Here is a 12,058-nt window from a genome sequence, read left to right on the forward strand (position 1 = left end):
GCATGCGCAACGATGCGCGGGCATCGACGTGCAGCCCCGGTTACACGCCTTGTGTGCGCCAGGCCACATTGGCGAAATCGCGCAGCGCTATAGTGAAAACGTGCACGCGAACGACGCACAACGCCCGACTCCGCGCCTGGCATCGGGCTATCCTCCGGGCGAGCGCGCCGCTCCATCGTGTCGAAGCAAGGCAGTAATCCGGCTTTTCAGGAGACCCCCCATGAAAAAGCTGCTTGCCCTCCTGCTCATCGTTCCCGCTACGGCTTTTGCGGACTCGGCGGCATTCCCGGACGGTTCCGCGAGCCCCAGCGCGGCCGACATCCAGCAACGCCTCTCGGGCAAGGCGTTCGACATCAAGATCGCCGACGGCAGCACGTGGCATGTGCAGTACGGCAACAACGGCGACTACGACTTCAAGTCGAGCAAGGGCTTTGCCGATCACGGCGACTGGAAAGCCGAGGACGGCAAGATCTGCAGCAAAGGCAGCAAGATGCCGTATTCGTGCAACGAAGTGCGCATGAAAGGCGCCGACCTGTATCTCAAGCGCGACAACGGCGAGATCATCCAGTTCGTCGACTCGCAGTGAGCGACGCCTGGCAGGCCCAACCAATCGAAAGCCAATCGTCGGCCATCGATCGCCGTTGGGCCTAAACTACCGGCATGCCGCCCACTCCAGACGAGTGCATGCCAGCTAGCGCAGCTCTGCACGCCGATGCGCCCACGCTCACCCATGCGCATCCTGAACCGCCCGACGCCGAGCCCCTGCTCGACCCGGCACTCCTGCGCCGTCTATTGCGCGCGAAGGACCGCATGGACGCCGCCTCTCACGAGGCCTGGCCCGTCAAGCGCCTGGCCGAGGTCAGCGGCGTATCCGAAGCGCATTTCGCGCGTTCCTTCAAGCGCGCCTTCGGCCTCCCGCCGCATCGCTACCTTCTCACGCGGCGCATCGAGCAGGCCACCACCCTGCTGCGCGACACCGATCTCGACATCACGGATATCGCCTTCGCCACCGGCTGGGAGAGTTTGGGCACCTTTGGCCGCACGTTCCGCGACGTGACCGGCTCGAGCCCCAGCGCCGTGCGCGTTCAGGCGCGGGCCAGCCTGCCCGGGATCGACCGCGTGCCTGCCTGCGTGCTGAAAGCCGCACAGCGCCCCGACCTCACGACAGCAGTTTTGGAGAAGCGGCGGCGTGCGGGCAACGCTAAAGTGCGGCCCTGAAGTGCGGTCACTAACCAGGGAGGTGTTATGAATCAGGGTATCAATGTGGTGGGCCTATACGTCGACGACCAGGACGCGGCACTCAAGTTCTACGTCGACAAACTCGGATTCCGTGTGCATACCGACGTGCGCAATGGCGCGTACCGCTGGCTCACGGTCCAGCACCCGGAGCAGTCGTCCTTCCAGCTCGGGCTTTTCCTGCCCGGGCCGCCCGTTCACGACGAGGCCACCGCGCAAACGCTGCGCGCCATGGTCGCCAAGGGCGCCATGCCGCCCCTCGTACTCGCCGTGGCCGACTGCCGCGCGAGTTACGAGCGCCTGAAGGGCCTGGGCGTGGAATTCACCCAGGAGCCGGTCGACCGCTACGGCAGCGTCGACGCGGGTTTCCGCGATCCCGCCGGCAACGGCTGGAAGATGATCCAGGCGCCGAAGCAGTCATAGCGGCCAGGCATGCGCGGCTTCGAAGGCGATGACTCGCACGCGCGCGCGATCGCCCACCCGGTCCAGATACGTTTCGCCAATGCTCATGAATCCATTGAAGCGCTTTTCGATTCATTGCCATTCTTTTATGCTTGGGTGCCACTGAGCGTTAACGCCTGGCGCACCACCAGGCGGCACTGCACTTCGCGGTGGCAATTTGATGACAATTCAATGACTGATCGCGTACCGGAAAATCATGCACGGATCAGGAGGCGGTCAGGGCGTGGCGTCCCAGCCGTGTGACGCGAGGATCTTGTCGAGCAGGAAGCGCAGCGCAACGCGCTCGGCCTCGTTCAGCCCGTGGTAAAGGTCGCTGTCGCGCTTGTCCAGGGTCGGGCCGATCTTCTTGAAGATCTTGCGGCCTTCGGCGGTGAGCGAAATGATGACGCTGCGCCCATCCTTGTCGTTGCCCGTGCGCGCGAGGATCTCCTTCGAGAGCATGGCCTCCACCGTGCGGCTCGCCTGACTCTTGTCGAGGTTGGCGCGCCGCGAGATATCCATCACAGTTTGCGGACCGAACGTGCCGATCGCGGCGATGATGCTTGCCTCCGGATACGGCACACCCAGCTTGTCGCGCGACATCTCACTGCTCATGCGGTCGGCGATCTTGGTCAATGCCTTCAGCCGATAGGTCAGCGAGGCGTCTGCGCCTGGCTCATTCGTGCTTGCCATATGCCCACTCGAGAATTGGATCCGCAAACCCGCGAAAGAAACCCGGGTATGTTGCCCTGATCCTGCCCGCGAGGTCAACTGTGGGGCGCACACTTGTCAGGAGCGAAGAGTGGGCGCCGTCCGCTTCAATACGGTGCATGCAGTGTGCGAAGACGCAATACGCAGCGTCGATGGCCATATCCATTTTCATCACTCGCATTCATCGTAGCCGCTTATACTGCACGCGTTCAACGCGCGAAGATGGCCATGAGCAAACGAATGACTGTCCGGCAGTCGCCGGTGCACGGAAAAGGCGTCTATGCGTTGCGTCCCCTGCGGGCCGGCGAGCGCATCTTCGAATACAAAGGCAAGATCATGAGCTGGCGTAGCGCGGCCCGGCGTTATCGTCTGCGTGAAGACGGCGCGCATACGTTTCTCTTCGGCCTTTCCGATGGCCGCGTAATCGACGGCGGCCAGGGCGGCAACTGGGCGCGCTGGCTCAATCACGCGTGCCAGGCGAACTGCGAAACCATCGAAATCAACGGCCACGTGTTCATCGACGCGTGCCGCGACATCCTGCCAGGCGAAGAGCTGTTCATCGACTACGCGCTCGAATTGCCCGACGACGCCTGCGAAGACAACGTGCGCGAATACACCTGCCGCTGCGGCGCGCCGGTGTGCCGCGGGACGATGCTCGCCGGCGCCAGTGTTGGCGTTGGTGTCAGCGCCGGTGTTGTCGCCGACACCGGCGTGAGCAGCATCGTCAGCGTAGTCAGCCTGTTTTAGGCGATGCGGAACTGACTTTGCCGAGGGGCGATTGAGCCGGCTGTCCCTCAGTTCGAAGCGGTTTTGCGTGCGGCGGCGTCGGTGGACGGTCCGGTTCCGCGCAGGTTCGTCACGTTTTGCAGCAGGTCGAACCAGAACGGCGCGCCGAACAACGTTGCACTCGCCGTGAGCAGCCAGCCGACGATCATCCAGGCCACGCCGTCTGCATAGGCACCATCCCTTTGCCAGCCGATCGGCAACTGGTTCATCAGGGAAACCGCGCCGGAAGACGCGTTTGCGTGCAACGCACCCGCGAGCGAGGGATGCAACCATAGAATCCTGAACAGAAACACCGTATCGATGTTCAGTGCGATCACGATGACGAGCGCCACGGCAAATGAAATGAACTGCGACCAGCGCTTGTAGGTGCCGGAGAGCCTGTCCATGCCGTTGTCGAACCACTTGCCGAGCGCGTCCGAAAACTGGCCGACATCCTGGTTGGCGTGGCGGTACATCGCCTGCAATACCTCCCTCAACTGCTGGTTCTGTATGGTGGCAATCGACTGACCGATGTCCTGGTCCGCACCGGGCGCGCGCCGAAGGATATCGATCATCGCGAGGGCAAAGTCATTCGACGGAATATAAGAGGGCTTGTACTTCAGGTCGCTCGCATTCGTCGCGTCCCCAGAGTCGCGCGGGCTCACGAGCGCGTGGTTGTAGAGGTCGCGCGCCATGCCGTTGAACTGCGGGTCGTTCAGGATCTGCTTGATGCCAGATAGCAGACATTTCGCGCGCAACTGCAAGAGCGACGCAAAAAGCTCGGTCACGGTGCTGACGGCAAGGCTCACCGCGAAATAGCAGAACACTAAACCAATGCCGACTTCGAGTACGGTGCTGTTGAACATGTGCGGCTCCGCGTGCTTGCGCTTCAAAGAGATGAGAGACTGCGCAGCCGGCTGCTCTTCAAAGCCTGTTCGTGACATTCGCGTGGCGGGAGCCCTCTCTTCAACAATCAGCTGTTTTGGCACGACGCTCAAGACCGTAAATGCGGGTTGTGTGGGCAATCTCACACAGAGAAAGCAACGGAGGAACTGCTCGCCTTAACTGCCGATACAAGAATTCAAACCTTCGCAGTTCGAATCATCCGTGGATCGAAACGATGATTCGAAACCTGTCGCACTCGGCACTTCGCTCCACGTCCAGCCGACATAGAGGGCCGGAGCCGCGCGGTCTTCATGCGCGTGCGGCAGCACCGGCACCTTGCGGCCTGCTACGGCACGCTATGCCTGCAGCAGCGCGGGGTCGATATATCCCGGCACCGCAGCCGAAAGCGATTGCTTCAGTTCACGGCTGCCCGCATCCGCGAGCACTTCGCTCTCTCCCGTTTCGAGCGCATCGTAGGCCTGGCGAACGACATCGACGGGACTCGCTTTCGGCACGTCGAAATCCTTCGTGAGATCGGTATCCACGAAGCCGACATGCACGCCAACCACGCCGATCTTGCGTTCCCTGAAGTGCAGACGGATGTTGTTGGTATAGCTCCAGGCCGCCGCCTTCGAAGCGGAATACGGCGCGAGGAACGGCACGGCTCGCCACGAAACATCGGAGAGCACGTTAATTACGCCACCGTTGCCATCGCTGGGCAGCACGGCTTCGAACGCGCGCGTCGTGCGAATGACGCCATAAAAGTTCGTTTCGAAGATGCGCCGCGCCTGGTCTTCCGCCTCTGCCGCAAGCGGCGACGCGAGAATTTCCGCAATGCCCGCGTTGTTCACGAGCACGGTCACGTCCGAGGCGATCTTGGCGGCCGCCGTAACGGAGGCTGGATCCGTCACGTCGATCTTGACCGGAATGATGCCGGGTTCGCTAAAGCCTTCCGGATTGCGCACCCCGGCGTAGACTTTCGCGGCCCCGCGGGCCAGCGCCTCGCGTGCAAAAGCCAGACCGAGACCACGGCTTGCGCCGGTTACAAACACAACGGAATTCCTGATCTTCATTTCGAATCTCCAAAAGAATGAGTCATGGACGGTGATAGTTTGAAATCAGGCCTGGAAGCGCTCGCGGTGGGCGCGAATGAACGTCTCGACCGTCTGCGGCGCTTTTCCAGTCACTTGCTCGATGATGCTGTCGGTACCCTTGAACACGCCGTTCTGGTAATCGACGGCGACTTCGATGAAGTGCTGGATCGCAAACTCGGGAAGGTCGTACTTCTGCAAATGTGCGCGATATTCGTCGAGCGTGCCCGGGCGATAAACGATCTTCCGGTCGATGACCTTGCCGATCTCGTCGGCAATGCCATGGTGGTCGAGTTCGACCGGCCCGCAAAGCTCGTAGCGCTTGCCAATATGGCCCGACGGCTGCGCGAGCACCGTGGCGATGAAGCGCGCCTGATCAACGGCGGCGATCGGCGCGTGGCGTCCCGCTCCGTAAGGCAGCGTGATCTGTCCTTCGTTGACGATGGTGTCGCGCACCCACGGGAAAATCAGCCATTCGGAAAAGAAGGTCGGGCGAACATGAATGGTCGGCACCCCTGACCAGTCGAGCACGCGCTCGGCGATCCAGTGATCGCGCGCGGCGTGGCTCTTCGCGTTCTCGCGCGCGGAGATCTGCGACATTTCCACGACGACTTCGAGTCCGGCGCGGCGCGCGGCGTCCGCGAAATACGCGGTGCCCTGAATGAACCCGGGACTGACGGGATAGCACAGGTAAGCGCCCGTCACGCCCGAGGTGGCGCGAATCAGGTCGTCGTGATCGAGCAGATCGCCCACCACGACTTCGGCGCCGGCGGCGCGCAGCGAGGCACTGCGCGCGTCTTCCGCACGGACCATTGCGCGAACCGCGTGTCCGGCTTCGAGCAGGTTGTTGACCACGTGCACGCCGGTTTTGCCCGTGGCGCCGGTAATCAGAAATTTACGCTGTTGCATGATGAGTTCTCCGCCGAAAGTGCATATGCACATAGGTAAGCAAATAAAATCGCCAGTCTCTGGCGACAGCTTTCGTTCAGATCGATTCGATGTGTTGCCTGACGTCTTCCAGCAGCGACGCAGAAGCGTCCGGATCGGGGATGATGCGCGCCATGGTCAGCGCGCCGATCATGGCCGCGAGTGCGAAAACAGCCTGCGAGCGGTCTGCCTCTTCCTCCGGTGTCGCCATGCGCGCCGCCAGCATGTCCACCAGCGCGTCGAACCCGCGCGACGCCGCCGCGCGCGTCGCGTCGTCCGCGCGCGCCAGCTCGCTGCCCATGCCGGCAAGCGGGCAACCGTTCGCTCGCGCGTCGCGATGACCGGTGGACATGTACGCGTCCACGACAGCGCGGAACGCGTCCTCGCCCGTGGCCCCATCCGCAGCGGCGACGAGGTTCTCGACGATGCCGGCCAGCCCCACTTCGCACGCCTCGGCAACCAGTTGGTCCTTCGACTCGAAATGGCGGTAAAAGCCGCCGTGCGAAAGTCCGGCGGCGGCCATCACGTCGGCGAGTCCCGTTGCATGGATGCCATTCGCCCTGAATGCCCCAGCGGCGACTTCCACGATGCGCTCCCGCGTCTGCGCCGTTTCTACCTTCGACTTCCTCATGATGACCCGCGCTCCGTGCTTCGATGTTGTTTAGATGGTAGTCATCATCTAAATGGAAGTCAAGGCGCGTTTTGACGACGCGAACATCGCAGGGCAGCCACACGGACCGTTTTCTGCACGTATTTAACGGCGGCGCTACACTCGTGCGGTTGTCGAAAGGCCGCGCCCACTGGCCATCGCTTTGGCTGGCTCATTAGGCAGCCGAGGCGAAACAGCCAGCGCGCGGACGCTTCGATTGCACGATCAAGTACGACAAATCCCCACTCTCGGAGAGCCCCCTCCATGACGACGTTGACAATCAACGGAGAAACTCATACGGTCGACGCGCCGCCCGACATGCCGCTGCTCTGGGTTCTGCGCGACATCGTCGGCCTCACCGGCACGAAGTTCGGCTGCGGTATTGCGCAGTGCGGCGCATGCACGGTGCATCTCGACGGTGAGGCCGCGCGCTCGTGCGTGCTGCCCGTCGCGGCCGTTGCGGGCCGCAAGATCACCACCATCGAGGCGGTCGGCGCCACCCCCGCCGGACAGAAGGTGCAGAAGGCCTGGCGCGAGATCGACGTCGTGCAGTGCGGCTACTGTCAATCGGGGCAGGTGATGTCGGCGACAGCGCTCATCGCCGCGAATCCGAACCCGAGCGACGCGGATATCGACGCCGCCATGGCGGGCAACATCTGCCGCTGTGGCACCTATGCGCGCATTCGCGCCGCCATCAAGCAAGCCGCGAAGGAGGCCTGAGATGTCACAAGGTCTCCTCGATGCGCAAAACGGCGCGCCAGAACGCAAGCTTCATGTCACCGCAAGCGGCCCACTCTCGCGACGCACGTTTCTCAAGCTAGGCGCGGCGGCGGGCGGCGGCCTGCTGCTCGGCATCAGCTTTTCTGCCGGCGCGCAGGGCGACAGCCAGACGCGTCGATCGGTCGTAGGCGGCGACGGCAACGAAGCCCCGCAAGACGGCGTGTTCGAGCCGAACGCCTTCGTGCAGATCGACCGCTCGGGCAAGGTCACGCTCATCGTCCCGAAGGTGGAGATGGGGCAAGGCGTGTACACCTCGATTCCGATGCTGATTGCGGAAGAACTCGAAGTGCCGCTCGATAGCGTCACGATCGATCACGCGCCGCCCAACGCGAAGCTCTTCACCGATCCGCTGCTGGGCGGCCAGCTCACGGGCGGCTCGACGTCGATTCGCTTTGCCTGGCAGCCCATGCGCGAAGCGGGCGCCGCCGCGCGCACCGTTCTGATCCAGGCGGCGGCGCAGCAGTGGCAAGTCGATCCGGCCACCTGCCACGCCAAAGCGGGCGAGGTGCTGCACGACGCGAGCGGGCGGCGCATCGCCTATGGCCAGCTCGTCGATGCGGCCGCTCATCTGCCCGTACCGCAGAAGGTCGCGCTCAAGGAGCCGAAAGACTTCACGCTGGTCGGCAAGCCCACAAAGCGCCTCGACTCGCCGGAGAAGGTGGACGGCTCGGCGCTTTTCGGCCTCGACGTGCGCCTGCCCGACATGGTCTACGCCGCCATCGTGAACTGTCCTGTGTTCGGCGGCACGCTCGCGAAGGTCGACGACACGCACGCGAAGCAGGTTCCCGGCGTCAAGCAGGTCGTGAAGATCGACAACGCCGTGGCCGTGATCGGCGCGCACACCTGGGCCGCGAAACGAGGCGCTGCTGCGCTCGTCGTCGAGTGGAACGAAGGCGCGGGCGCGACGGTTTCGATGCAGCAGATCGTCGCCGATCTCGCGAGCGCCTCGCAACGCGAAGGCGCCGTCGCGCGCAAGGACGGCGACGTGCAGCAGGGGTTCGGCACCGCAAAAACGCGCATCGACGCCGTCTATCAGCAGCCCTTCCTTGCACACGCAACGATGGAGCCGGTCAACTGCACGGTCCACGTGCAACCCGATAGCTGCGAAATCTGGGTGGGCAGCCAGGTGCCCACGCGCGCCGTGGATGCGGCCGTGGCCGTCACGGGTCTGAAGCCCGAGCAGGTCACGCTGCACAATCACCTGCTTGGCGGCGGCTTCGGGCGGCGACTCGAAACCGATTTCATTACCCAGGCCGTCAAGATCGCCAAACAGGTCGGCGTGCCTGTCAAGGTCTTCTATACGCGCGAAGAAGATATCCAGCACGACATGTACCGGCCGTATTACTACGACCGTCTCTCGGCCGGACTCGACGCGAACGGCAAGCCCGTGGCCTGGCAGCATCGCATCGCGGGCTCCTCGATCATGGCGCGCTTTGCGCCCCCCGCGTTCCAGCACGGCGTCGACCCCGACGCCGTCGAAGTCGCCGCCGACCTGCCCTACGACCTGCCGAACCAGCTGATCGAATACGTGCGCCAGGAACCGCACGCGGTGCCCACCGCGTTCTGGCGCGGCGTGGGGCCCACGCGTGGCACGTTCGTGGTGGAGAGCTTCGTCGACGAACTGGCCGTGGCCGCGAAAACCGATCCGGTCACCTACCGCCGCAACCTGCTCGGCAAGTCGCCGCGCGCACTCAATGTGCTCGACGTAGCCACGCGCGCCGCGAACTGGGGACCACCCATGCCGAAGGGCCAGGGACGCGGCGTTTCGGTGATGCACGCGTTCGGCAGCTTCCTCAGCATGGTCGCCGACGTCACGGTGGACGACGGCGAGGTGCGTGTGAACCGCGTGGTCTGCGCCGTGGATTGCGGCATGGCCGTGAATCCCGAGACCATCGAGGCGCAGATCCAGGGCGGCATCGTGTTCGGTATCACGGCGGCGCTGTGGGGCGAGATCACGATCGAGCGCGGACGCGTCACGCAAACCAATTTCACCGACTACCGGATCATGCGCATCGACCAGACACCGGTGATCGAAGTGCATCTCGTGAAGAGCGCCGAAGCGCCCGGCGGGATCGGCGAACCCGGGACCTCGGCAGTCATACCGGCCGTGGCGAATGCGATCTACGCGGCGACCGGAAAGCGTCTGCGCCACTTGCCAGTGGGCCGCCAGCTCGTGAACGCGGGCGCGTCCGCGCACTCGGCTTGAGGGAGCGAACCATGACGAAAACGATCGACGCATCCCAACGAGCCCGCGGCTTGCGCCGCATTGCCGGTGCCACGCTCGCGCTAGCAGCATTCGCGTGCGTGACTGCGCGCCCCGCCCTCGCGGCGGGCGCTGCGGACGCCGCCACGATCCAGCGCGGCGCCTACCTCGCCGCCGTGGGCGACTGCGCAGCGTGCCACACGGCGCCGCACGGCAAGCCGTTTGCAGGCGGCCTGCCGATGAACACGCCGCTTGGGCGCATCTACTCGACCAACGTCACGCCCGACCCGGACACCGGAATCGGCGGCTACACGCAAGCGGACTTCGCGCGCGCCATGCGCGAGGGCGTTGCCAAGGACGGCCACAACCTCTATCCGGCGATGCCTTATCCCTCGTATGCGAAGGTGCGCGACGAGGACGTCGCCGCGCTCTACGCATACTTCATGCAAGGTGTGCAACCGGTCAAGCAGAGCAACCGCGACGCCGACATCAAGTGGCCGATGAACATGCGCTGGCCGCTCAAGATCTGGAACGCCGTCTTCCTCGAGAAGGGCGCGTACCAGGACAAAGCGGGCAAGGACGTGGCATGGAACCGCGGCGCGTACCTCGTGCAGGGTCTCGGCCATTGCGGCTCGTGCCACACGCCGCGCGGCATCGGCTTCAACGAGAAAGCGCTCGACGAAAGCGGCGACGCCTGGCTCACGGGCGCCCTGCTCGACGGCTGGTTCGCCTCGAACCTGACCGGCGCGCACAACACGGGCCTCGGGCGCTGGAGCGCAGCGGACCTCGCGCAGTTCCTGAAGACGGGCGCGAACCAGCACGCCTCGGCGTTCGGCGCGATGACCGACGTGATCAACAAGAGCACCCAGAGCATGAACGACGCGGACGTCAACGCGATCGCCGTCTACCTGAAGTCGCTGCCGGCGAAGGGCGACGACGGCGGAGCGGCCTACGCCTATGACCCGCAGGCGACGAAAGTGTCGCTCTCGCGTCCGGCGAACGATGCGGGCGCGCGCGTCTACACGGCGTATTGCATGCATTGCCACGGCGCCGACGGGCGCGGCTTCGCGCCGATGTTCGCGCCGCTCGCGGGCAATCCGAACGTGCTGGAGAAGGACGCGTCGTCGCTCATCAACGTCACGCTCAACGGCACCGGGGATCTCGTGATCCAGGGCATGCCCGCGCCGTACCCCATGCCCGCTTATGCAGATGTCCTAAGCGACAAGCAGATCGCCGATGTGCTCACGTTCGTTCGTGCGGGCTGGAACAACAAGGCAGGCGCGGTGGGCGCAGCAGAGGTCGCGAAGATGCGCACGAGGACGCAGGCGGCGCGGTAGGAGGGAGTGTTGAAGCGATCGCGCCGGCCATGATTGCGGCCGGCGCGATTGTCGTGAAACGACTGTAGCGTTAGTGAGCGAGCGGTTGCGTCACGTCCTGGCCGAACCACTGCATGGAGATCTTCTTGAGCGTGCCGTCCTGCTTGAGCGAGGTGAGCGCGTCGTTGATCGCCTTCTCGAACTTCGGATTGCCCTTGCGGAACGGAATGGCCATTTGCTGATCGGCGCCCGGCAACACGGCGCCCGGACGCAGCGGCAGGTTCGACGTCTTGATGATGTACGGCAGCATCAGGCGATCGTCCATCGTCGCGTCGATGCGCTTCGCGGCCAGGTCGCGCAGCTTCTCGGGCGCGCCGGGATACGTCTGCACGTTGATGCCCTGCACGGCGCGCGCCATCTGGTCATAGTTGGTGCCGAGCGTCACGCCGAGCTTCTTGTCGCCCTTGAATTCGTCGAGCGTCTTGAATTCGCGTTTGTCGTCGGAGCGCTGGATCAGCTGCGCAGCCGAGTACGTGTACGGCTGGCTGAAGTCGAGCGCCTGCTGACGTTGCGGCGTAATGGTCACCTGATTGACGATCACGTCGAACTTGCCGGCCTGCAGCGCGGCGATAATGCCGCTCCACTCGGTGGGAATGAACTCGGGCTTGACCCCGAGCTTGGCCGCCACGGCCTTCGCGACGTCCACGTCGAAGCCGACCAGGTCGCCCTTGCTGTCACGCGAATCGAACGGGGGATAGGTGCCTTCCAGACCGATCTTGAGCACCCCGGCCTGTTTGACCGAATCCAGCAGGTCTTCCGCATGGGCGGAAACGGCGGTAAATCCGAGTGCCGATACGGCTAGCGCGCTTGTGAACAGGAGCTTCTTCAACTTCATTCAACCTCTCCTCTTTATGTGGATGTCTGGACTGCTTCGCGATGGCACATCAGCGCCCCCCGAGGCCGCGTCGCTAGAGAATACTACGATCGGCAGCGCGTTCGTAGCCCGCACAACTGAGTACTTTCCCGCGCTGGGCGGGGTGCGGAACGGGGCACA

General features: G+C 64.1%; 13 protein-coding genes. 7 read left to right on the forward strand and 6 right to left on the reverse strand.

All coding sequences use genetic code 11. From position 1 onward, the window contains the following. Positions 1-220 precede the first annotated feature (220 nt). The 3 genes from AB4Y36_RS12605 to AB4Y36_RS12615 all read left to right on the forward strand — a co-directional run bounded on the left by AB4Y36_RS12605 (position 221) and on the right by AB4Y36_RS12615 (position 1,659). Entirely contained in the window at positions 221-586 is a 366-nt protein-coding gene (locus AB4Y36_RS12605) for a hypothetical protein (RefSeq protein WP_069263210.1), read from the forward strand. Positions 587-684: 98 nt separating this feature from the next. Next, positions 685-1,218 carry a helix-turn-helix transcriptional regulator gene (locus AB4Y36_RS12610; protein ID WP_368602678.1) on the forward strand — a complete coding sequence of 178 codons (534 nt, stop codon included), beginning with the start codon at positions 685-687 and terminating at the stop codon, positions 1,216-1,218. 27 nt (positions 1,219-1,245) lie between these two features. Next, positions 1,246-1,659 (forward strand): VOC family protein, encoded by a 414-nt coding sequence (locus AB4Y36_RS12615; protein ID WP_342948654.1) that lies wholly within the window; start codon positions 1,246-1,248, stop codon positions 1,657-1,659. 255 nt (positions 1,660-1,914) lie between these two features. Here the strand turns inward: AB4Y36_RS12615 and AB4Y36_RS12620 are convergent, their stop codons facing one another. Further along, entirely contained in the window at positions 1,915-2,370 is a 456-nt protein-coding gene (locus tag AB4Y36_RS12620; protein ID WP_069263201.1) for a MarR family winged helix-turn-helix transcriptional regulator, read from the reverse strand. A gap of 246 nt (positions 2,371-2,616) precedes the next feature. Between AB4Y36_RS12620 and AB4Y36_RS12625 the strand changes: the two genes are divergently transcribed. After that, positions 2,617-3,135, forward strand: coding sequence for an SET domain-containing protein (locus AB4Y36_RS12625; RefSeq protein WP_083245191.1), 519 nt, complete (start codon positions 2,617-2,619; stop codon positions 3,133-3,135). A gap of 47 nt (positions 3,136-3,182) precedes the next feature. Here the strand turns inward: AB4Y36_RS12625 and AB4Y36_RS12630 are convergent, their stop codons facing one another. The 4 genes from AB4Y36_RS12630 to AB4Y36_RS12645 form a co-directional block, all read right to left on the reverse strand. Further along, the gene (locus tag AB4Y36_RS12630) at positions 3,183-4,019 is read right to left on the reverse strand and encodes a hypothetical protein (RefSeq protein ID WP_069263561.1); all 837 of its coding nucleotides are present in this window, start codon (positions 4,017-4,019) and stop codon (positions 3,183-3,185) included. Positions 4,020-4,394: 375 nt separating this feature from the next. After that, entirely contained in the window at positions 4,395-5,111 is a 717-nt protein-coding gene (locus tag AB4Y36_RS12635; RefSeq protein WP_368683117.1) for an SDR family oxidoreductase, read from the reverse strand. Positions 5,112-5,156: 45 nt separating this feature from the next. After that, positions 5,157-6,038, reverse strand: coding sequence for an NAD(P)H-binding protein (locus AB4Y36_RS12640; protein ID WP_368683118.1), 882 nt, complete (start codon positions 6,036-6,038; stop codon positions 5,157-5,159). 76 nt (positions 6,039-6,114) lie between these two features. Continuing rightward, positions 6,115-6,687 (reverse strand): TetR/AcrR family transcriptional regulator, encoded by a 573-nt coding sequence (locus AB4Y36_RS12645; protein ID WP_069263191.1) that lies wholly within the window; start codon positions 6,685-6,687, stop codon positions 6,115-6,117. 282 nt (positions 6,688-6,969) lie between these two features. Here AB4Y36_RS12645 and AB4Y36_RS12650 point away from each other — a divergent pair, with 282 nt between their 5' ends. From AB4Y36_RS12650 to AB4Y36_RS12660, 3 genes are read left to right on the forward strand one after another with little or no spacing between them, the layout of a single operon-like run. After that, a complete protein-coding gene (locus tag AB4Y36_RS12650; RefSeq protein ID WP_368683119.1) occupies positions 6,970-7,425 on the forward strand; it encodes a (2Fe-2S)-binding protein in 456 nt (151 codons plus the stop codon). Position 7,426: 1 nt separating this feature from the next. Further along, positions 7,427-9,691 (forward strand): xanthine dehydrogenase family protein molybdopterin-binding subunit, encoded by a 2,265-nt coding sequence (locus AB4Y36_RS12655; protein ID WP_342948650.1) that lies wholly within the window; start codon positions 7,427-7,429, stop codon positions 9,689-9,691. A gap of 11 nt (positions 9,692-9,702) precedes the next feature. After that, the gene (locus AB4Y36_RS12660; protein ID WP_368683120.1) at positions 9,703-11,025 is read left to right on the forward strand and encodes a cytochrome c; all 1,323 of its coding nucleotides are present in this window, start codon (positions 9,703-9,705) and stop codon (positions 11,023-11,025) included. A 70-nt stretch (positions 11,026-11,095) separates the two neighbouring features. Here the strand turns inward: AB4Y36_RS12660 and AB4Y36_RS12665 are convergent, their stop codons facing one another. Next, positions 11,096-11,899, reverse strand: coding sequence for a transporter substrate-binding domain-containing protein (locus AB4Y36_RS12665; protein ID WP_069263183.1), 804 nt, complete (start codon positions 11,897-11,899; stop codon positions 11,096-11,098). Positions 11,900-12,058: the final 159 nt, after the last annotated feature.

It is taken from the genome of Paraburkholderia sp. BR10936 (assembly GCF_040965735.1).
In the GTDB taxonomy this organism is placed as follows: domain Bacteria; phylum Pseudomonadota; class Gammaproteobacteria; order Burkholderiales; family Burkholderiaceae; genus Paraburkholderia; species Paraburkholderia nodosa_A.